Origin of the sequence: Curtobacterium sp. L1-20, assembly GCF_048755855.1 — a bacterium.
Lineage (GTDB): Bacteria > Actinomycetota > Actinomycetes > Actinomycetales > Microbacteriaceae > Curtobacterium.
Genome location: NZ_CP151473.1, coordinates 3,000,138 through 3,021,064, shown reverse-complemented (window position 1 = coordinate 3,021,064; position 20,927 = coordinate 3,000,138). Strand labels below are relative to the sequence as shown.

23 protein-coding genes are annotated in these 20,927 nt (G+C 71.8%); 15 read left to right on the top strand and 8 right to left on the bottom strand.

Annotation, left to right across the window (positions count from 1 at the left end):
- Positions 1-16: 16 nt before the first annotated feature.
- From AAEP86_RS15655 to AAEP86_RS15620, 8 genes are read right to left on the bottom strand one after another with little or no spacing between them, the layout of a single operon-like run.
- Complete coding sequence (locus AAEP86_RS15655) at positions 17-688, bottom strand: hypothetical protein (RefSeq protein WP_420368221.1); 672 nt, start codon at positions 686-688, stop codon at positions 17-19.
- A complete protein-coding gene (locus tag AAEP86_RS15650; protein WP_420368220.1) occupies positions 685-1,029 on the bottom strand; it encodes a hypothetical protein in 345 nt (114 codons plus the stop codon). The genes AAEP86_RS15655 and AAEP86_RS15650 overlap by 4 nt, the downstream gene beginning before the upstream one ends.
- Entirely contained in the window at positions 1,019-5,047 is a 4,029-nt protein-coding gene (eccCa, locus tag AAEP86_RS15645; protein ID WP_420368219.1) for a type VII secretion protein EccCa, read from the bottom strand. The genes AAEP86_RS15650 and eccCa overlap by 11 nt, the downstream gene beginning before the upstream one ends.
- Positions 5,044-5,910, bottom strand: a complete 867-nt coding sequence (locus tag AAEP86_RS15640) for a hypothetical protein (RefSeq protein WP_420368218.1) — start codon at positions 5,908-5,910, stop codon at positions 5,044-5,046. Before AAEP86_RS15640 ends, eccCa begins: the two co-directional genes overlap by 4 nt.
- Positions 5,911-5,912: 2 nt before the next feature.
- Positions 5,913-7,280 carry an EsaB/YukD family protein gene (locus AAEP86_RS15635; protein WP_420368217.1) on the bottom strand — a complete coding sequence of 456 codons (1,368 nt, stop codon included), beginning with the start codon at positions 7,278-7,280 and terminating at the stop codon, positions 5,913-5,915.
- Entirely contained in the window at positions 7,277-7,648 is a 372-nt protein-coding gene (locus AAEP86_RS15630; protein ID WP_420368216.1) for a hypothetical protein, read from the bottom strand. Before AAEP86_RS15630 ends, AAEP86_RS15635 begins: the two co-directional genes overlap by 4 nt.
- Positions 7,632-8,741 (bottom strand): DUF6177 family protein, encoded by a 1,110-nt coding sequence (locus AAEP86_RS15625; RefSeq protein WP_420368215.1) that lies wholly within the window; start codon positions 8,739-8,741, stop codon positions 7,632-7,634. Before AAEP86_RS15625 ends, AAEP86_RS15630 begins: the two co-directional genes overlap by 17 nt.
- Complete coding sequence (locus AAEP86_RS15620; RefSeq protein ID WP_420368214.1) at positions 8,738-9,856, bottom strand: FHA domain-containing protein; 1,119 nt, start codon at positions 9,854-9,856, stop codon at positions 8,738-8,740. Before AAEP86_RS15620 ends, AAEP86_RS15625 begins: the two co-directional genes overlap by 4 nt.
- Positions 9,857-9,986: 130 nt before the next feature.
- Here AAEP86_RS15620 and AAEP86_RS15615 point away from each other — a divergent pair, with 130 nt between their 5' ends.
- The 15 genes from AAEP86_RS15615 (at position 9,987) to AAEP86_RS15545 (ending at position 20,916) form a co-directional block, all read left to right on the top strand.
- Positions 9,987-10,322, top strand: coding sequence for a WXG100 family type VII secretion target (locus AAEP86_RS15615; RefSeq protein WP_420368213.1), 336 nt, complete (start codon positions 9,987-9,989; stop codon positions 10,320-10,322).
- Positions 10,323-10,351: 29 nt separating this feature from the next.
- Entirely contained in the window at positions 10,352-10,669 is a 318-nt protein-coding gene (locus AAEP86_RS15610) for a pore-forming ESAT-6 family protein (protein ID WP_420368212.1), read from the top strand.
- A 1-nt stretch (position 10,670) separates the two neighbouring features.
- The gene (locus AAEP86_RS15605) at positions 10,671-11,054 is read left to right on the top strand and encodes a DUF6507 family protein (protein ID WP_420368211.1); all 384 of its coding nucleotides are present in this window, start codon (positions 10,671-10,673) and stop codon (positions 11,052-11,054) included.
- A 21-nt stretch (positions 11,055-11,075) separates the two neighbouring features.
- On the top strand, positions 11,076-13,313 hold the full coding sequence (locus AAEP86_RS15600; RefSeq protein ID WP_420368210.1) for a TNT domain-containing protein: 2,238 nt from the start codon (positions 11,076-11,078) through the stop codon (positions 13,311-13,313).
- A gap of 15 nt (positions 13,314-13,328) precedes the next feature.
- On the top strand, positions 13,329-13,598 hold the full coding sequence (locus AAEP86_RS15595; protein ID WP_420368209.1) for a hypothetical protein: 270 nt from the start codon (positions 13,329-13,331) through the stop codon (positions 13,596-13,598).
- A 282-nt stretch (positions 13,599-13,880) separates the two neighbouring features.
- Positions 13,881-14,084: a hypothetical protein gene (locus tag AAEP86_RS15590; RefSeq protein WP_420368208.1), complete on the top strand. Its 204-nt coding sequence runs from the start codon at positions 13,881-13,883 to the stop codon at positions 14,082-14,084.
- On the top strand, positions 14,077-14,592 hold the full coding sequence (locus AAEP86_RS15585; RefSeq protein WP_420368207.1) for a hypothetical protein: 516 nt from the start codon (positions 14,077-14,079) through the stop codon (positions 14,590-14,592). The genes AAEP86_RS15590 and AAEP86_RS15585 overlap by 8 nt, the downstream gene beginning before the upstream one ends.
- Before the next feature lie 664 nt (positions 14,593-15,256).
- Positions 15,257-15,724 (top strand): hypothetical protein, encoded by a 468-nt coding sequence (locus tag AAEP86_RS15580; protein ID WP_420368206.1) that lies wholly within the window; start codon positions 15,257-15,259, stop codon positions 15,722-15,724.
- A 107-nt stretch (positions 15,725-15,831) separates the two neighbouring features.
- Positions 15,832-16,080, top strand: coding sequence for a hypothetical protein (locus AAEP86_RS15575; RefSeq protein WP_420368205.1), 249 nt, complete (start codon positions 15,832-15,834; stop codon positions 16,078-16,080).
- 13 nt (positions 16,081-16,093) lie between these two features.
- Positions 16,094-16,345 carry a hypothetical protein gene (locus AAEP86_RS15570; protein ID WP_420368204.1) on the top strand — a complete coding sequence of 84 codons (252 nt, stop codon included), beginning with the start codon at positions 16,094-16,096 and terminating at the stop codon, positions 16,343-16,345.
- Positions 16,346-17,011: 666 nt separating this feature from the next.
- Positions 17,012-17,944, top strand: coding sequence for an NADP-dependent oxidoreductase (locus AAEP86_RS15565; RefSeq protein WP_420368203.1), 933 nt, complete (start codon positions 17,012-17,014; stop codon positions 17,942-17,944).
- 105 nt (positions 17,945-18,049) lie between these two features.
- Positions 18,050-18,730, top strand: a complete 681-nt coding sequence (locus tag AAEP86_RS15560; RefSeq protein ID WP_420368202.1) for a DUF805 domain-containing protein — start codon at positions 18,050-18,052, stop codon at positions 18,728-18,730.
- Positions 18,731-18,836: 106 nt separating this feature from the next.
- Positions 18,837-19,361, top strand: a complete 525-nt coding sequence (locus AAEP86_RS15555) for a DUF805 domain-containing protein (RefSeq protein WP_420368201.1) — start codon at positions 18,837-18,839, stop codon at positions 19,359-19,361.
- Positions 19,358-19,966, top strand: a complete 609-nt coding sequence (locus tag AAEP86_RS15550; RefSeq protein ID WP_420368200.1) for a DUF805 domain-containing protein — start codon at positions 19,358-19,360, stop codon at positions 19,964-19,966. Before AAEP86_RS15555 ends, AAEP86_RS15550 begins: the two co-directional genes overlap by 4 nt.
- Positions 19,963-20,916 (top strand): DUF805 domain-containing protein, encoded by a 954-nt coding sequence (locus AAEP86_RS15545; protein ID WP_420368199.1) that lies wholly within the window; start codon positions 19,963-19,965, stop codon positions 20,914-20,916. The genes AAEP86_RS15550 and AAEP86_RS15545 overlap by 4 nt, the downstream gene beginning before the upstream one ends.
- The last annotated feature ends 11 nt before the right edge of the window (positions 20,917-20,927 follow it).

Sequence of the window (20,927 nt, the reverse complement as noted above, 5' to 3'; positions counted from 1 at the left end):
CGTCCGGAGCGCACACCTACCAGGCGAGCGCGGCCAGCAGGTCGGTCACGGTGCCGATCGTCGACGGGGTCAGCCGGTCGACGGCGATCCGCCCCGGGCGTGCGAGCGTGCGGTCGGCGCGCAGGACGAGCACGGCGCCGACGCCGGTCTCGCGCAGCGCAGCGGGGTCCACAGCGGTCGGCCTGGAGGCGCGGTCCACCAGCACGACCGCCGAGCGGCCGAGCAGCGTCGGGTCGGTGTCCGGCAGGGTCGCGAGCACCGTCCGGACGTCGGCCACCCCGTCGGCGGTCGCGCGGCCGACGACCACGAGGGAGCGCTCGGGCGCCGCGGAGAGCGCCGCCGCAGGACCCGGGTGCGCGCCGGCGTCGTGCACGGCGACGCGCGAGGTGGCGGCTTCGAGCCGGGGGAGGCGGGCCGCGAGTTCGCCGCCCGAGTGGTCGGTGGCCTGCACGGTGACACCGAGCCGGCCGCCGACCGCGTCCGCCAGGAGCGCCGCGACGGTGGTCGTCCCCACGCCGCCGGCGACCCCGGCGACCAGGACCATGCGGGCGCGCTGCAGGGCGGCACGACGGGACCCGGGCATCGGCGGGACCGCGGTCGCCGGACCGGGGCCGGACGTCGGCGCGACCGGCCGGTCCGGCACGGGCCCGGAGGTCGGGGGGACCGACGCCGGGGGCAGGCCGCTCACGTGCCGTCCTCCACGATCAGCTCGGCGTCGAGTGCCGCGGCGAACGCACGGACGATCGCGATGCCGACGTCACCGGATGCACCCCACGGCACCCACGCCTCGGTCCACCAGAGCGGGGCACCGAGCGTGGCCCAGGGAGCGAGTCGCGCGATCTCGTCGGCGTTCTCGACGCGTTCGGGTTGCTGCACACTGAGGACCGCCGTGCCGCGGTCGTCGACCACCTGGGTCACGACGCGTTCGAGCGTCCGGACCCGGAGGTCGGGCGCGACGTCGGCGCCGGCCTCGACCAGGGCGAGCGACGACGGTTGCTCGGTGGACAGGAGGATCACCTCACGGGGCATCGACGGCTCCCTTCGGGTCGAGCACGGTCGTCTGACCGGCGGGGTCCGCCTGCGCCGGTGCGACCGCGGTGGCAGCGGGGAAGTGGGCGACCTGCACGATGCGCGGCGCGGTGCCACGCCGGACCAGTCGGCCACGGCCGGGTGGGAACTGCTCGGCGTAGACCTTCGGGAACACCTGGCCCTCGGACCGCTCCCCGCTCAGGACGAGGCCGGTGGCTCCCGAGTCGCGGATCGACTGGATCACCGTGTCGTACATCGCGCGTGCGGCGCCGGCCACCGGACGGGTGAGCACGACGTGCAGGCCGAGGTCCCGCGCCGAGGGGAGGTACGGCATGAGGGGCGCGAGTGGGTCGGTGCCGGCCGAGGCCACGATGTCGTAGTCGTCGACGAGCACCACGATGCGCGGTCGCGGACCGGTCGACGTGCCGGCGGCGCGCTGCTCGAGCTCCGCGGCGATGGCGGCCGCGAGTCCCCGGGCGTCGCGCCCGTTCGCGGCGTGCCCGCCGAGGAAGTCGTCCGGGGTGCCCGCCGCGGCGCCGCCGCGCACGTCCATGAACGCCAGGACGAGTTCGTCGGGTGTCGAGCGGTCCATGAACCCGGCGGCAAGACCTCGCAGCAGCGCGGTCTTGCCGCTCGCCGTGTCACCGAACACCAGGAGGTGCTGGTCGACGGCGGGGTCGAACGCGACGAAGTCCATCGTGTCCTGGCGGAGCGCGAACGGCACGGTCGACGGCGTCGCGAGCGGATCGGGCAGCTCGGCCGGGTCGAACGACTCCGGGAGCAGACGGATCGGCGCGGCGGCCGGTCCGCCCCAGCTGTCCGCCACCCGCTGTGCGAGCGCGGCGAGCTCGTCGCCGACGGCGCCGTCGTCGACGTCGTCGAGCACCGGCAGGGCGACCTGACCGAACAGCTCGTCGCCGGTGAGCACGCGGCCCGGCTCGCCGGACTTCAGCGTCGCGGCGGCGGCACGGGCGATGGTGGAGTCCGCGGGGTCGTTGAGCCGCAGCTCGAACCGCTGGCCGATGAGCGGCTGGTTCGCGAGACGCAGCTCGTTCCAGCGGGTGAGCCCGACGACCACGTGGATGCCGAAGCTGCCGCCGCGCTGGAGCAGATCGCCGAAGGCGTCCTCGAGCTCCTCGAACTCGGTCCGCATCACGCCGAAGCCGTCGACGAGGAGCACCACGTCCGCCGACCCGAGTTCCGGGACCCGACCGGCCGCGTGCCGGGACCGGAGCATCGCGAGGGAGTCGATCCCGTGGTCGCGGAACACCCGTTCCCGCAGGCGGATCATGGCCTGCAGCTCCTCGACCAGACGGAGCAGGCGGTTCCGGTCCGCCCGCGTGGCGACGCCGCCGACGTGCGGGAAGCCCTCGATCCGACCGAGACCGCCGCCGGCGAGGTCCATCCCGTAGACGCTGACCTGCCGCGGTGTCGTGGTGAGCGCGATCGACGCCGCGACGGTGCGGAGGAACGTGGTCCGTCCCGAGCCCGGGGCGCCGATGACCGCGACGTGACCGCCGCCCTGCGTGAGGTCGAGCATCCACGGCCGCTGCCGCTGGCGTGCCGGGTCGTCGAGCAGCCCGATCGGGACGGTGATCCCCGTCGGGTCGGTCGCGGCGTTCGGGTCGAGGACCGCACCCAGCGCGAGCCGGGTCGGCAGTGGCGGGAGCCAGACGGGCGTCGTCGCACGGTCGCCGCGCCCGAGCCGCTCGACCGCCTCGTCGACGACGCTCCGACCGACGTCGGGGGTCTCCAGGGCCGCCTCGCCGAGGTCCTCGTCCTCGGTCGCGAGCGAGTTGTAGACGGGCAGCTCGAACGGCTCGGGTGCGGCGTCGACCGTCGCGCTCGCCGTCGAGGCAGCCGGCGTCGCGTCCTCGACGGGCCCGGACACGTAGCCGGAGCGGAAGCGCGTGTACACGCTCGTGTCGACCTTGAGGTACCCGTACCCGGGGACGGCGGGAAGGTGGAAGGCGTCGCCGGTGTCGAGGACGACCTGGCTCTCCGCCTCGGAGAACGTCCGGAGCCCGAGCCGGTACGACAGGTAGGTGTCGAGGCCGCGGAGCTTCCCCGCCTCGATGCGCTGGCTCGACAGGAGCAGGTGCACGCCGATGGAGCGCCCGATCCGGCCGATCATCAGGAGCAGGTCGACGAACTCCGGTTCCGCCGTGAGCAGCTCGCCGAACTCGTCGATGACGAGGACGAGGTGCGGCATCGGCGGGAGGTCGGGACGCTGGGTGCGGAGCTCCCGGTAGTGGGTGATCGACGGCGCGGCCCCGGCGTCGCGGAGCATCTCCTGCCGACGGCGGACCTCGCCCGCGATCGACGCACGGGCGCGTCGCGTGAGCTGCGGGTCGTCCGCCAGGTTGTCGATGAGGCCGGCGACGTGGGGCAGCCGCGCGAACGGGGCGAACGCCGCACCGCCCTTGTAGTCCACGAGGATCATCGCGAGGTCCTCGGGCGGGTGCGACACCGCGAGCCCGAGGACGAGCGTCCGGAGCATCTCGCTCTTGCCGGAGCCGGTCGCACCGATGCAGATGCCGTGCGGGCCCATGCCGAGCTGTGCGGACTCCTTCAGGTCGAGCAGCAGCGGTGCACCGAAGTCGTCCACGCCGATCGGCACCCGCAGGAAGTCCCGCGGACTCCGCGGACGCCAGGTGCGGTCCGGGTCGATCCTCGTCACGTCGTCGACGCCGAGGAGGTCGGCGACCCCGATCGCCGCGGAGGACTCCGCGCGCTCCTCGGCGTCCGCGGACAGCCGGAGCGGCGCGAGGGCCCGGGCCACCGCGGTCACCAGGGTCGGCGCGACCGGGTCGCACACCGCGAGCTGGACCGGGGCGGGTTCGCCCTCCTCGACATCGCGCGCGTCGACGATCTCGAGGAGCGTCGTGCCGTCCGGGTCGGAGGTCGCGGTCACCCGGACCCGCACGTCGGACGGCTCGTGGAGCCGGTCCGCGACGAGGTGCACCACCGTGATCCGCAGGTCCTCCGGTCGGGTCTCGCCCTCGGGCAGCGCGAGCGGCACGGCCACGGCGCCGTGCTCGTCGGCGAGGACGACCAGGCGCGGCAGGTCGCTGCGCTTCGCCGAGTCGCCCGAGCGTCGGTACATCGCCGCGGTGCGGGCACGCTCCCCGAGCTCCCCGGCGAGCGTGCGCGCGAGGGTCGGGACGTCCTCGGCCACCCTGCGGGCCCGGAGCGGCCCGTCGAAGGTCCGGTCCATCCGCGCGTGCGGCAGCAGGTCGAACCAGTCCCAGTCGTCGGCGCGTTCCGCCGGGAACGCCGCAGCCAGGTGCAGGTCCTCGGGCGCGTGCAGCGCGGCGAGCTGGGCGACGAGGGCGCGGGCGACCCCGAGGACGGCCGCGCGGTCGCCGACCACGGACACGTCCCCGGCGTCGTCGAGGCGCAGCGCGATCGGCATCGCGTGGACGGTGCCGTAGTGCTCGGCGACCTGCTCGAGCTCGGCGAGCATGAGCGGGTCGAGGGGCTGCACCGGGTTCTGGTCGGGCGGCACGTCGAGGTCGAGCCATCCGACGTCGCCCGAGCCGACGCGGACGCGCAGGAAGTCGCCGTGCGTGCGCCGTCGTTCCCAGAGCCGCGCCGGGTCGCCGACCAGCCGGGGGAGCGTGTCCGGCGAGGGGTCGACGTGCTCGGCCCGTTCCCGGACGGCGGTCGTGCGCGTCCGCAGGTCGCCGCGGAGCTCCTCGAGGTAGTCGAGGTAGCGCTCGCGCTGCGTCCTCCGGTTCCGGACGGCATTGCCCCGCTGGGTGAACGCCATCCCGAGGCCGCCGACGAGGGCGACCACGAAGACCAGGGCGGCGACGACCATGAGCACCGGGTTGTTGCCCCGGAGCACGACCATCATCACGACCGACGAGACCGCGCCGACGACGGGTAGCAGCGACTGCAGCGGGATGCCGCCGCTCGGCCCCTCCGGCAGCTGCCGCGGCGGGGCGAGCTGCTCGGCGTCGGGTCGGACCAGCGGGGTGGAGACCCTGGCCGGTCGGTGCACGATGCGGTTCACCGGCTCGCCTCCGGGGTGTGGGCGTCGACGACGGCGTCGGCGCGACGGTCGACCGCGGCGTCCACGAGGGCCGCCGTCAGCTGGATGAGGGCGATGCGCGACGCGGTGGGGCGCTCGCCGCCACCGGTCACGCTCGGGTCGCTCGGGACCGGGTGGACGGCGTGCCCGGGCCAGTCGACGGCGGTGCGTGCGGCGCGCAGCCCCGTGCCGGTCGTGTCCACGGGCACCACCAGGACGCGGGTGTCGGGTGCGTGCCGTCGGACGGCGTCGGCGTGCGCCACGCCCTCCTCGATCGCGGGACGGTCCGCTCCGGTCACGAGGGCGACCACGTGGGCGTCGGCCGCCACGGCGCCGAGGTCGACGAACGGACTCCGGGAACCCCAGTCGCCGACGACCACGTCGAAGAACCGCGCGATCGGGTCGACGGCGTCCGTCCACTCCGCGGGCGCGGCCTGTCGGCTCGGGAGGCGCGGGTCGCCGATGCGGAGCACGTGCAGGCCCGACGGGGTCACCGCCAGACCGTCGGTCGCGTCCCAGGACGTCCTCGCGGCGTCGCGGCGCTCGGAGCGCGGGGTCGGTCCCGTCCGGTCCGCTCCGGCGTGGGTCGCGAACGAGCGGAGTCCTGCTGCGCCGTCCACGCCGAGCACCCGGCCGGAGCGACGTCGCGCGAGCACGGTGGCGACGGCCGCTGCGGTCGCGGAGCACCCGGTCCCGCCGCGCAGCGAGGCGAACGCGATGCGGCGGCTGGTCGGCACACCCTGACGGATCGCCCGGTGGGCGTCGTCGAGTTCGCGCGCGCCGCCGGCCACGCTGCCGAAGAAGGCCCGGCCGAGCGCGGGGACCACGTCGTCGAGGAGTCGCATGGTCAGAACGTCTCCAGCAGTGCGGCGAAGAGGCCGAAGGCGCCGAGCAGCAGCGGCAGGGCGACCACGACCGAGATCGTCTCGAGCACGTTGCCGAGCGACCGCAGACGAGCCCGCTGGTGGGCCGCCGGTCGCACCCCGGCGAGCAGGGCACCGAGCACGGCGAGGCCGGCGAGGGCGCCGAGGACCTGGAACGGCGCGGTGGCCGCGTGCCCGAGGAGCCCCAGCACCGCGGCGACGACCACGGCGCTCCAGAGCAGGACGCCCTGCAGCGTCAGCGGGAAGGCCCGGGTGCGGAGCGCGGCCACGACGACGACCGCGGCACCGAGGCCGACGGCCCACGGATCGCCGGCGGAGACGAGCGCCGCACCGGACAGGGCGATCGGGGCGGCGACCGCTGCGGTCGTCCAGTCGAGGGCACGGTAGGCGTCGTCGAGCGCGGTCACCACACGGTCGCGGGCGACGGGTTCGCCGCCGCTCACCCGGTCGTCGAGGCCGGTGAGCCCCGCGGACGACATGGCGACCGAGGGCAGGAGGCCGCAGACGACCACCGCGGCGATCCCGACCACGCCCCACCCGGCGGCCTGCGGCGCGGGGGTCAGCCACGTGACCATGCCGAACAGCGGCAGCACCACGCCCACCACGGCCGCGACGCCGATGGTCCGCGTCCGCTGCCCGACGCCGAGCCCGACGCCGAGCGCGATCCACGCCCACACGAGCACCAGGGCGGCGACCATCGCGGGGTGGTCGCCCTCACGTCCGACGACGGGACCGACGGCGAGACCGATCGGCAGTGCGAGCCCGGTCGCGGCCGCGGTCAGGGCGATGCCGGTCCAGCGCGCGCCGGCCCGTCCCGCGACGAGCGCCGCGAGCGCCAGGACCACGCCGCTGCCGACGAGCACGGACGGGAGCAGTCCGGGGGACACGGTCCCGCCGTCGAACGCGGCCCGCACCGAGGCGACCGTGAAGGCGGCGACCACGAGGGTCCCGAGGACGGACGCGGTCGCACCGATCGCGGCCGCCGCGACGGACTGTCGCGCCGCGGTGCCCCAGCCGTCAGACCGTCGACCGAGGGAGTCCGCGACGGCATCGGTGACGTCGGAGACCTCGGGCGGCGGTGGGGCGTCCGCTCGGCGGACGAGGTGCAGGACCTCGCCGTCCGCGATCTCCTGCGTCGCCGCGTCCGCGGCGAGCGAGACCTCTTCCCCGGTGACGCGGACGAGTGCGACCGGGTGGGCGCTGTCCGCGATGGGCTCGTCGAGGATGTCCACCAGTCGCGGCAGCAGCCCGGCGAACGGCTCGTCGGAGGCGACGACGACGTCGGCGCGACGGCCGGCCCCGACGACGGTCACGCGGGTGAAGTCGGTCACTTGGTCTCCTGCTGTTGCTGTTGTTGCTGCTGCTCACCCTGCGTGCGCTGCCGCTGGGGTTGTTGCTGCTGCTGCTGCGGTCCGTCCTGCGTGGGCCGCGTCTGGTCCGGCGTCCGGCTCGGTGTCGGCGTCGGTGTCAGCTGCGCCTGCTGCTGCGCGGCCTGCTGCGCCAGGGCGTTCGTCACGAAGGAGTACCCGAGACACCCGACGCCCACGACGGCGGCGAGCACGACGCTGCCGATGAACCGCTTGACGTTGTCGTTGACGAGCCGTCGGTCCGCCAGTCGTCCGAGCACGAACGCCTGCCGGAGGCGACGACGGTGCGTCGAGACGCTCTCGAGCAGGATCGAGTCACTGTTGCGCGGCACGCTGCACCTGCTCCCTCGTGCGGTCGTCCATGCCGACGGCGTCGGCCACGCGGTCCCGCCCGACGTGGTCGACGACGGCGGCGAGTTCCTCCACCGGGTCACGGTCCTGCCGCCGACCGAACGGCAGCACGAGCGCCGGGATCCGCGGGCGGCCCGCGACGACGGCGCCGAAGCGGTCCCGCATGCCCTCGACGTCGAGGTCGAGCTGCCGGACCGCCGGGGCGCCGACGAGCATCGCGACCGGCACCGGTGGCGGTACCAGGCGCGGTGCCTGCGCGAGGTCGGCACGGCCCGGGCGTCGGAGCACCAGGGCGAACAACGGCAGCTGCGTCGCCGCGAGCCGGCCCAGCACCTGCGGGACGGCGGCGGTGCGCACGTCGGAGACGGCGTCCCCGGGTGCACCGACCGAGAGCAGGCCGGTGGTGAGCTCCTCGACGCCCTGCCCGGTGCGCTGCGCGGTGATCGTCACCGCGAGCGGCGCCGCGGCCGAGCCGACGGCGAGCAGGCGCGTCGGGTCGGGCATCCGTGCCCGGGCGGTCTCGGTGAGCGCGCGGCGGTCCCACGGCCGAGCGGCCGGCTCGTGGGTGCCCCAGCCGCTGGGCGCCGCACCGGCGAGCTCGGTCGCCAGCAGTTCGGTGGTCGCGCCCAGGACGGTCTCCTCGGCCGCGCGGTGGCGGACCGACACGGAGACGACGAGCTGGTCGGCGCTGGGGGCCCACGGGCGGAGGTGGCCGACCGCGACGTCCTCCACCGAGGTCGGCGGTCCGACCCGCACCGCGTCCGTGAACGCATCGAGCCGTCGTCCGTCGAGCCCGTTCCGGAGGCCGTCGTCGCCGCGGACGACCCACGCGCCGCCGCTGTCCACGAGCGCCTGACGGAACGCCTCGGTCAGGACGGACAGGCCGTCGGTCACCACGATCGGACGAGCCCCCTCGGCAGCGGCCGTCGCGAGCAGGGTCGCCTGGGCGCCGCCGAGCCGGACGATCCCCGCCCGGGTCTCGTAGCGGACGCTGCCGTCACCGGCGGAGTCCACGAGCGGGTGCATCGCACCGGGACGGTCGTCCGCCGTGGCGGCGCGACGGAACGGGTTCACGGCGTCGCCCCGACCCGGTCGACCACGAACGCGTGATCGCCGATCCGGACGGTCGAGCCGGCGGTCACGACCAGGTCCACCCCGGGGACGAGGTCCTCGAACGAGGCGTCCGGCCGGATCACCGACGTGCCGTTCGTCGATCCGAGGTCGCGGACCACCACGGCGCCGTCGGCCTGCACGAGCGCGACGTGGGTCTTCGACAGCGTCCGGGAGAGGTCGGGGACCGCGATCGTGGCGACGCCGGGCTCGGCCTCGGGGTTGCGGCCGATCACGCAGGTGCCGTGGAACCAGTGCAGGGCACCGGAGTCGAAGCGGAGGACGACCGCGTCGGTCGGCACCGACTCGTCCGCGACCGGTGCGGTCGGCGGTGGCACCGCCGCGAAGCCCGCGGCGGCGTCGGGTCGTGACCCGGCGTCCGGACCCGCGCCGGGAGCGTGGCCGTACCCGGCCTGTCGCGTGGCGTCGAGACCGGCCTGCACCGCGCCTCCAGGCAGTGGAGCGGACCCGGGTCGGACGCCCGCCGACGCGGCCGCACCGAACGCGGTGCCGAGCGCCGGGACGGCGGGGTCGAGCGGTTCCCGCCCGTTCCGGAGGGACGCCGTCACCGTGCCCGTGGCCGCGGCCCACGGGCCGGCGCCCGTGGCGCGGCGGTGCGGTCGACTGCCGAGCCGGGCGAGTTGCCGGACCAGACCGGCGGGCAGCGCGTCGTCGACGTCGACCACGCGTGTGCCGGCGAGGAGCCCGCCCGGACCACGGCCGGTCCTGGAGGCGCGGATCGACGTGATCGTGGCCGTCACGACGAACCCCGCGACGGCTCCGGCGACGGCCGTGCCCACCGGGTCCGAGGAGGGGACCGCCGTGTGGGCGAGGAAGAGCAGGGAGGCCCCGGCGGCCGCCCCGAGCAGGAGGACGACGACGTCGACCAATCGCGCGAGGAGGACGGCGCCGGTGCCGGCGGCCACGACACCGTGCAGCGCGTCGTACTCGGCGGAGGCGACGGTGCGGCCGAGGAGGGCGCCGCAGTCCGTGCAGAACCGTTGCCCCTGCGTCGACGCCACCCCGCAGCGCCCACAGGTCATCACCGGGACCACGGTCTCGACCACGATCGACGACATGCCTCACCTCCCATCGGCACGTCCGATCATGTCAGAAGCGGGGCGTGACGCGTGCGGGGGCGGTGGTCTAGGCTGCTGGCATTCGCTGTCACCCGTTGAGGGGTGGGGGGAACGACAGAGAGGATGAGCGATGAAGTTCGCCATGGGGGCACAGGTCCTCACCAACCTGACCAAGCAGACGTCCGGTGCATCCGGTGACCTGGGGACGCTCGTGCGCAAGCTCGCCGATTCGGCCGAGCCGCTGCAGGGGCGCTTCAACGGTGCCGGCCGCCAGGCCTTCGACCGCTTCAAGGCCGAGACGGACACCATCGCCAACGAGCTGAACGGCGCGCTCTCGAGCGTGCTGCAGGGCATCTCGGGCATGGACCGTTCGTTCCAGGAAGGCGACCAGGACATGGCGCAGTCCACGAGCTCGCTCGAGGGCAGCTCGAACTTCGACGCGGCCCGCTTCAGCGGTCGCGCCTGACGGATCTTCGGGGAGAGGGAGAGAACACCATGAGCGGTGGCAACCAGGCAGACCGTCGCGACTACGACGTCGCGGCGTCGCAGAACGCGCAGGACAACTTCAACGCAGTGGCGGCACAGCTCGAGTCGCTGATCGCGCAGCGCGACTCGGACGTGAAGGCCGCGATGGCGGACTACCAGGCCGACGGCGTCTCGGACGAGTACCACGCCAAGGAGCAGCGGTGGAACACCGTCGCCGGCGAGGTCAAGCAGATCATCGCGACGCTGCGCTCCTCGCTGCAGTCGAACGACGAGTCGGCGCAGTCGGCCATCAGCAAGGCGAAGTCGGCAGTCGGCAACATCGGCTGACGTGGCCGACAACGGATGGAGCGTCGACCCGGCCGGTGTCGAGAACGTCCTCAGTGCCGTCGCCACCAAGGCGACGGCGCTGACGGACGCCCTCGGTGGGTCGGCTGACGGCAGCAAGCCGGGGGTGGCCGCGACCGTCGAGGCCGCGGCCACCGCGGCGCAGTCGCAGGTGATCGGCGAAGCGCTCGCCGGGTTCTTCGAGCACCAGCAGTCGACGCTCACCGGGATCCAGAACCGGATCCAGGCCTCGCTGCTGGGTGCTGCCGGCGCCACCCGGGCCATCGACCACGGCGATGCCGAGATGGCGTCGACCACGCAGGCGAACGCCGTCGCCGCTGCGAGCAGCGGGAACTTCGCCGCGTTCGACGGTGCACCGGGGAACTGACACGACAGGGGGATCGGAGCGATGAGCGGACTCGTCACCGTCGGGGAGATCCCGTACACCGACGTCGACGTCACCGGAATCACCTCCGGGGCGAAGGAGCTCAAGACGGTCGCGAGCGCGGTGCGCGACGGCACGGCGGACATCGTGACGGCGTGGCAGCCGATCTCCGGGGTCTACTCCGGCCCGTCGGACGAGCAGCTCTACGCGGCGATGACGCCCATCGGCCCGAGCGGCACTGCGTTCGGGGACGACCTGGACACCGCCGCGAAGGCACTGGACGACTTCGTGACCGAGGTCACGCCGATCATCGCGAAGCTCAAGTCCTACGTGACACGCGGCAACCAGTTGCACCGCGATGTCGCTGCCTTCACGCCGACGACGATGACGACCGAGAACGGCAGCTCGGCGACGGTCGATTCGTGGGACCAGGACAAGACCCTCACCGACGAGAACAACGCGATCATCAACGGTGTCGCCGCGCAGGTCGTTGCGTACCAGGCAGCAGAACGGACCTGCGCCAACACCATCCGCGGGCTGTCCGGACTGTCTCCTCTCCACGCCATCAGCGCTGACGGCGAGGACGACGGCCTCGGGTACGGGTACAAGGCGTTGCCGGCCGGCACGAAGCTGCCCTGGGGAGCCGCATCGGAGCGGAAGGAATCGTGCTCCGAGAAGACGGTCGACTTCCTGCCGAACATGGTCAAGGGCGTCCTGGTCGACGGCGTCTGGGGCACCGTCAAGGGGCTGGGGACCCTCATCGGGTTCGACGGCTCCGGGTTCCACTGGGAGACCGCCGGCACGTCGTGGAGCGGCATCCTCGCCCTCACCGGCTTCAACACGAAGACGATGCAGAAGGATCCCGAGCTCCAGCGCGAGTCGTGGACCGAGCTCCTGAAGGCGACGGTCGGATGGGACGAGTGGGGGAAGGACCCCGGTCGTGCGTTCGGACAAGCGGTGTGGGGGATCGGTTCGCTGGTCATCCCGGTCGCCGGTGAAGCGGGCAAGGTCGGGGCGGCAGGCAAGGTCGGCGAGCTCGCCGCGACCGTCGGGAAGACGGGGAAGTACCTCGACCTCGTCGACGCAGGGGCGTGGGCGTCGAAGGGGCTGACGGCGGTCCTGCCCAAGCTCGGCGATCTCAAGGGGATCATCAAGGCAGGCATCGGCGACGCGGTCGACAGGTTCACCGGACGGCTCGCGGACTTCAGGACCGGCCTCGGCGACTTCCTGCACGGGCGGCACGGTGACAGCGGTGTCGAAACGCCGCCAGGGCGGTCCGAGGCCGAAACGGACGTGCGTGCTGGGAATGACGCGAGCGCGCACGCGGACGGCGGCGACGCGACGGTGCACGCGCCGGAGCGGGAGCCGGCGCTCGTCGGTGCCGGCGGGCACGGGGAGCACGGCGAGACTGCGACGGGAGACGGCGACTCCGCGTCGGGGTCGCACGGCGCGGCCGGGCACGGGGGCGACTCGGCCGGACACGGTGGTTCCGGGCACGGTAGCTCGGGCCACGGCACGGACGCCGACCGCGGCACCGGCGGCGCTTCCCCGGACGGGCCGCACGGTCAGGGCACGGCTCCGGAGGCTTACTCGCACGTCTCGCTCGACTCCGAGGGCAAGAACGTCGGTCCTCTGGTGGCCGAGAGCGGTCTGTCGCCCACGCAGTTGCACGACTACCTCGAATCTCAGTGGCCGCGCGACGGCGCATTGGCACGAGAGTTCGAGTCGTCCGGTGTGTGGCCACACGACGTCCAGATCCCGAAGGGCCCGGAAGTCCTCACCGCGGACGGCAAGATCAACTGGGACGGCGTTGACAACGACGGTTTCGCCTCGAGGGGCGACGGGACGGTCGACCGTGCTCCCTACGATCCGCCCGTCGGATCCGTGCTCGATCGGTACGGACCTCCGGACGGACGGTTCACGTCGCCAGTCCCGGACGAGAGCCCGTACCCGTACGATGAACGCGGTCTGCCCTACTTGGAGGACGCCAACCAGTACCACCAGTACGAGGTCGTCCACGACGTCAGTGATCTGCGGGGTGCGTACGACGCCTTGGACGCGGACCACAAGGAGCTCGTCGACGCACTGCTCCAGCAGCGCAAGAAGACGGCGGACGACCTCGGATCGCTCGGTGCCTATCGGGGTGAGATCGCAGCAGTCGATCGCTTCGGCTCTCCGGGCGGCGGAGTGCAGGTGCAACTGCCGTTGCCGGTCGAGATCCTCCAGGTCCTCGGCGTACTCCGCGAGATCCCTCTGCACTGAGAACAGGACGAACTGATGGATGACATCGATGCGATGCGCGAACTCGCCTTGGCCGAGGCCGCAGGCGTTCCCTTCTGCTGGATGCGGCGGCCCTCGAACGACGTGAACACCCCGTGCATCTACGAGACAGCAGACGGATGGCGGGTCTCCACGACGAACGAACGAAGCACCGAGGAATCTGTCGACGACTACTCGGACCGCTCTGCGGCGGTCGACGACTTCGTGAACCGCGTACAAGGGTTCGTACGGTACAAGGAGCTCCGCAAGAAGCTCCTCGGGCATTAGCACAGGTCTGGTCCCTGTTCTGATGAGGCTTCGGCGCGTCAATGGGTCGTCCGGTACCAGGAGTTGCGGGAGCGGCTGCGGGGACGCCGCTGAGCCCGAGGCCCGACCCCGCTGCGGGTCAGCGCCACTCACGCCCCCACTTGTGCCCGCCCCGATGCCCGCGCGGACCTGGTCGTAGGCGCCGTACTGGTCACTGATGTCGACGTAGGAACGCATCTCCTCGAGGTACCCATCGAGGACCGGGACGTACGTCCCTCGAGCAAGACGCTCTCGGTTTTCGAGATGGACACCGAGGCAATGAAGCCGAACGGGTTCAAGATCCAGGTGAGTCGTATCGACGCGGCCTTCGGCCAGCCGGGCGGCGCTCTCCGGGTGCAGGTCGTGACATCACGTCGAACTCCAGTCGATGCGATGACGATGCTGCGGCGAAGACCTGACGATGGAATCCTGTCCACGACGACGAGAAGGGCTTTCACCCTTGACTGATCAAACTGGCCTGCAGCGAGCTGACGCCGATCTGCTCGGGACGTTCGTCGGCAATGAAGCGCCAGACCTCTCCTCGATCCCCGGCATCAAGCGCGATGGTCCGGTCGTGTTCGAGTACGGCACACCCGAGACCGCTTTCCGAATTGCCTCCGACGGCTCTGGGTACAAGTTCGAGATTCGTGACAGGGGCAGCTCCTGGCCTCTCGCATGGTTCAACTGTCTGGAGGACGCCGAGCGCTACGTCGTGGTCCGAGAAGGTGAAGTGCGGAACGATGCGCCGTGGTTCAACGGGACGGCGATGGCGCCTCCTGGAGTCGACCTCATCGAGGAGAACTCGGACAGAGAGCTTCGGTGGCGCATCGACGGTGTGGAACACGTCGTGCGGACGCTCTCCGACCTCGGTTGGTCACTGGTCTACCGGCTCGCTTGGGTCCGGGAACGTTCGTTGACCGAGGTCATCGAGATCGTGGGTGGGTCTTCTCCTGGTGAACAAGTGGGAAGCAGGTAGTCCCGGATCACTCGGTTCGTCCTTCGGCTCATTGACGCCTCGAATGAGGCACTCGGCGGTGACGAGGCTTGGCAGGTCGACGGACACGGACCCCTCACCGGAGCAGATGACCTCCTGCTCGAACAGCTGCTCGTTGCTCGAGCGGAACGGGGCGATGACGGGTCGGAGTGGACCAGCCACGGGAGCAACATCGTCTCGAACTGCAGTGGGACGAACGGGTTCGCGTCCCTGAGCCTGCAGGTCGGGGCGACCATCCAAGGTCGACGGAAGCCGTCGAGCTCGGTCACGGCGACCGTCGTCGGGCCGACGATCGATGGTGAGCCGCGATCAGCGAGCGTCCAACTCGTGGAAGCCGTCCTGACCGGCATCGTCCGAGCGTGGGACCCGGAATCGGCCGGCGCGTACGACCGAAGAGCTGCTCGTGCGGTGTCCGACGCAGGGCGGTTCGCCCCGGCCATGGGGCAGCGCACGTGGGTGTCCGCACAGCTCGGACCGATCGAGACCATGACCTCCGGGGTGTCGTTGAGGATCGCGGACCACGGGTCGTACATGTCGGCTGACGACGAACTCGACTCCTCCCGACCGAGCAGCGTCTGGGGCCAGCGACTTCAAGCCGATCCGGTGTCGGTGCGCCGGTCGTCATCACTCGTGAGAGATTCATCCGATGAGGACGACGCAACACGGTCGAGCCGTCGGCTCGGTGCTTGGTAACCCACAACCGGATCCGACGACGCTCCTCGGGACCATCCGGAGAGCACACGTCCTGCTGCAGTTCGGCGACCTGGAGACGCAGTTCGGCATCCAGACGGAACCCCTCGCCGTGTTCGAGTGGCAGCGGGGGTCGTCGTGCATCCTGAGGACCTTCTCGCACGAGGTGGATGCTGAGCGATACCTGCTGATCCTCGGCCGACCGGGGATCGTTCCGGAGCCGTGGGACGACAGGCACGTGCGGTACACCTGGCCGGACGGAGTCGAACTCGACGACGCGATGCTCAACGTGAAGTGGCAGGCGGAAGACGGAGCGCACGAGATGACCAGCAGTTCACTCCGTGAACGGACGAACCTCTGTCTAGCCGCTTGGGCTCGGGACGTGTCCATCGAGGAGCTACTCGCACGAGCTGCTCGAAACTGATCGCCGACCATGCTCGCGCGTCGTGTTCGGGCCGAGTCAGCGGTGGGGCTCGGCGTGCTCGCGACGTCTCCTGTGCTCTGTGCAGCGGCTGGTGCACAATCGGGACCATGGACAGCGCGATGACGGGGACGTCGGCGATCCCGTATCTCGAGCTCCTCGACGACCTCCTCGAACGTACGGGGAACGAGCCGGTCAGGACGCAACCCGGGCTGGTCGAGTACGGGAACTGGGAGGCCCTGGACCGATGGGTCGTCCGCGGCACGGCGGTTGACCACTGGCACGGGGAACGCGGTCACGGCGACTGGACCGGAACGCCCTTCAAGCAACCCGAGGCCGCCGCACGAGCGTCGGAATGATCGAGAGGATCTGATGGACAGGGCCGAAGCCCAAGCGATCATCGCGCAGGATGGACTCGAAGCGGGTATGTGGTTCGCGGACCCGGACGCTCGTGCAAACCGAGTGGTCATCCAGGAGGACTCGACGGGTTTCGCGGTCTACGTCACCACTGAGCGCGGTTCCGCCGAGGGCGTTCGTCATTTCGATTCGGAGTCCGATGCCCTCGAGAAGTACATCAGGCTCCTGCGGGCTCAGCAGCGCCTCCTCGACCGCGGCGGGATCTGACCGCCTTGCACGATCGCCCGGTGATGCTGTCTGCGTCTCGCGATCTGGGAACGGCCTGCGCTGAGACATCCACCCAGGATGACCAAGGAGCGTTCCCCTCGACCGACAAATGCGGTATTCCTCCCGCGGACGCGAACCTGCTGTGGCGTTCGTGGGCAACGAACCGCCGGACCTCTCCTCCATCACTGGTCTCAGGCGAAACGAGCGCGTCGTCTTCGAGTACGGCACGCTGGAGACTGCCTTCCGTATCGTCGAAGACGGCACCGGGTACTCGTTCGCTACTCCTGGCCGTGGGAGCGCGCCTGGCCCCTCGTTCGGTCCAACCGGCTCGAGGACGCCGAGCGCTACGTCTTGCTGCGGGAGGGAGCTACGCGAAACGAGGCTCCGTGGATCGACGGCAGAGCAATAGCGCCAGCAGTCCCTTGCAGAAGTCGTGGAGATCGCGATCGGCGCTGTGGGGGTGAAGACTTCGTCGCGATCCACCAGCGCAGCACACCCTGGACCCGGTCCGAGGCGTCCACGTGCGTGACGGCGCTGTCGAACGCGTCGTACCAGCCCTGCAGGAGTTCGAGGAGGAGCGTCCCGTCGTGCCGGAAGGTCAGCGCGAGGCCGGTCGGTCATTCGTGACTCGTCACGCCAGCAGGCTACCGGCGTACCGTCACCTCCATGACGAAGCACTGGGTGGCCCCGCGGTTCGGCGGCAGCGAAGTCCTCGAGTACGTCGACACCGAGGTCCCCGCGCCCGGACCCGGCGAGGTCACGATCGACGTCCGCGCCGCCGGCATGAACCCGGCCGACACGAAGCACACCCGGCAGGGCGACCCGTCCGACCTGCCGATCGCGGTCGGGTACGAGGTCGCGGGGGCCCTCAGCGCGGTGGGTCCCGACACCGAGATCGCCTCCGGCGGGGGAGCCGTCGGCGACGAGGTCCTCGCCTTCCGCGTCTCCGGTGGCTGGGCGGAGCGTCTCACCGTCCCGGCGTCCGACGTCTTCGCCAAGCCCGCCTCGCTCGACTTCCCCGCGGCGGCCAACCTGCTCCTGGCCGGGTCGACCGCCGCCGACATGATCCGCGTCACCCGCGCCGAGGGTCGGGACACCGTCGTGGTCCACGGCGCCTCCGGCGCCGTCGGCGTCGCCCTCCTGCAGCTGCTCCGCCCGCTCGGGGCGCGGGTCATCGGCACCGCCTCCGAGCGGAACGCCGACACCGTCCGACGGTTCGGTGGCGAGTGGGTCCCGTACGGCGACGGCCTGGAGGCGCGCATCCGTGATCTCGCACCCTCCGGCGTCGACGTGGCATTGGACTGCGTCGGCACCGACGAGGCCGTCGACGTCTCGCTCGCGTTGGTCGCGGATCGCGATCGCATCGTGACGATCGCCGCGCAGGGGCGGGCGGCGCGTGACGGGTTCGCCGCGGTCGCCGGTGGACAGCCGGAGAGCAAGGCCTTCCGTGACTCGGTCCGGCAGCGACTCATCGACCTCGCCGCTGCCGGGCAGCTCGAGGTCCCGGTCGCGCGGAGCTACCCGCTGGCGCAGGCGAAGGAGGCCGCCGAGGTGCTCGAGTCCCAGCACCCGGGCGGCAAGCTCGCGCTGGTCCCGTGACGTCGAGGTCCTCCGCTGGGGGGACGCACCGACCGAAGGGGTCTGCTTGAATCTGTGTGCATCGACAGTGTGTGCCAGCACGCGGCCGCCGGAAGGAACGAACGAGTGAGCGACCAGTACCCGCCCCAGGACCCGTACGGCCAGCAGCCCCGTCCGGGCCAGCCGACCGGCGGACCGAACTCCGCCGGCCAGCAGCAGCCCTGGACGCAGAACCCCTCCGGGACGCAGAACCCCTACGGCCAGCAGCCCTACGGGACGCAGAACCCCTACGGGACCCAGAACCCCTACGGCCAGCAGCACTACGGGACGCAGAACCCCTACGGCCAGCAGCCGTACGGGGCACAGAACCCGTACGGCCGCCCGACGTCGAACGGGCAGCAGCAGGGCCAGCCCCCGCTCTGGGCGCCCTGGTACGGCATCCCGTTCCCCCAGGCGTTCCTCCGCTTCTGGAAGAAGTACGTGCGGTTCGACGGTCGTGCCAGCCGCAGCGAGTACTGGTTCTGGGCACTCTGGTACGTGATCGGCTCCGCGGCGATCGGCGTCTTCGGATCGGTGTTCGGTCTCGTCGGCAACGACTGGTCGAGCCAGCTCGTGCGGCTCTGGGCGCTCGCGTGCGCCGTCGGGTTCGTGGCCCTGACCGTCCGGCGCCTGCACGACGTGAACCTGTCCGGGCTCTTCGCCCTGTTCTTCATCATCCCGCCGATCGGGGTCCTGTTCTCGCTGATCGTCGGGCTGCTCACCACGCACCCCGGAGGCCAGCGGTTCGACCAGCCCGGCCGCGGCTGACACCGCACGGCTCCGCTCCCGACACCCCGGTCACGCGCTGACCGGGGTGTCGTCGTTCTGGTTGACTCGCTCCTGATCAGTCATGCCACAGACCGAGGGGGATCCCGTGAGCGACCAGTACCCGGCCAATCCGTACGGCCAGCAGCAGCCCGCACCGACCGGACCCGGGGGAGAGCCGCCGCTCTGGGCGCCGTACTACGGCATCTCGTTCCCGAAGGCCTTCTCGCGCTTCTTCAAGAAGTACGTGCGGTTCGACGGACGCGCCAGCCGCAGCGAGTACTGGTGGTGGTACCTCTGGAGCGCGATCATCGGCACGGCGGGGGCGATCATCACCGGCATCCTGACGGCTGCGACCGGCACCACGACGACGACGTCGTCGTCCTCGTACGTCGGGGTCTCCACGATGTCGACGAACCCCGTGGCCGGTGTCCCGATCTGGATCATCGGGCTCGCGCTCATCATCCCGACCCTGGCGCTCATCGTCCGTCGACTCCACGACGCGAACCTGAGCGGGCTCCTGGCGCTCCTGCTGCTCGTCCCGTTCCTCGGCCCGATCGCGGTCTTCGTCATGATGTTCCTGCCGTCGGACCCGGCCGGTTCCCGGTTCGACCGTCCCGACGGCGCTCGATGACCAACGACATGCCGCGGTGGAGCCCACCGGCGGACGGCGAGCAGCAGTACGGCCAGCACCACTACGGCCAACAGCACGACCAGCAGCAGTACGGGCAGCCGTACGCGCAGTACCCCCAGCCGATCCAGCCCGGACCCGACGGCACACCGCCGCGCTGGGCGCCGTGGTACGGCATCGGGTTCCGCGCCGCTGTCGTCCGCTTCTTCACGAAGTACGCACGCTTCGACGGACGCGCCAGCCGGAGCGAGTACTGGTACTGGGTCCTGGCGAACGCGATCGTGACGATCGTCCTCTACGGCGGCTTCTTCGTCGTGCTGTTCGCGACCAGTCCGACGACCACGGTCGTCGACGACGCCGGCTACTCCCGCCAGGTCAGCGGGGCGCCGTCGCCGGTCGCCTTCGTGCTCCTCGCGGTGTTCGGTCTGTACTGGCTCGCCACCGTCGTGCCGAACCTCGCGCTCGTGTGGCGTCGGATGCACGACGTCAACCTGCCGGGAGCACTGAGCCTCGTGTCCCTCATCGCCTACCCTGCGATGATCGTCTTCGGCTGCCTGCCGCCGAACCCCGCCGGCGCCCGCTTCGACCGACCAGAAGGAGTCCGATGAGCAACGACACCCCGCAGTGGGGCCCACCGGCCGGCGACGAGCCCGACCAGCAGGGGCAGCAGGGCCAGCGCCCGGAGCACGAGCAGCCGGACCGCCGGACGGATCAGGACGGCCAGTCGAACCAGCACGGACAGCAGCCGTACGGCCAGCAGCACTCCGGCCAGCAGCAGCAGCCGTTCGGCCAGCAGCCGTACGGCCAGCAGCCGTACGGCCAGCAGCCGTACGGCCAGCAGCCGTACGGCCAGCAGCCGTACGGCCAGCAGCCGTACGGCCAGCAGCCGTACGGCCAGCAGCCGTACGGCCAGCAGCAGTACGGCCAGCAACCGCAGTACGGACAGCAGCCCTACGGCCAGCAGCCCTACGGCCAGCAGCCCTACGGCCAGCAGCAGTACGGGCAGCAACCGCAGTACGGCCAGCAGCCGTACGGCCAGCCCTACCCGCAGACGGCGCAGCCGATCCCGACCGGACCGGACGGCGCTCCGCCGCTCTGGGCCCCGTGGTACGGCATCGGGTTCCTCGACGCCGTGCTCCGCTTCTTCAAGAAGTACGCCCGCTTCGACGGCCGCGCCAGCCGCAGCGAGTACTGGTACTGGTTCCTGGCGAACGCGATCGTGACGATCCTGCTCTTCGGCGGCTACATCGCCGCGATCATCGCCTGGGCCGGGACGACATCGCGGGTCGACGAGTACGGCAACGAGTACACGACGGACTCGGCCCCGGTGCTGGCACTCGTCCTCCTCGGTCTCTACGGGGTCTGGTGGCTCGCGACGCTCGTGCCGAACATCGCGCTCGGGTGGCGCCGCGTGCACGACGCCAACCTCGCGGGGCCGCTGTGGCTGATCTCCCTGGTGACCGGCGCCGCCGCGATCGTCTTCGGCTGCCTGCCGCCGAGCCCGGCCGGCGCCCAGTACGACCGGCCCGAGCAGGCACCGCAGGCCCCGCAGTCCTGACGCCGCAGGCC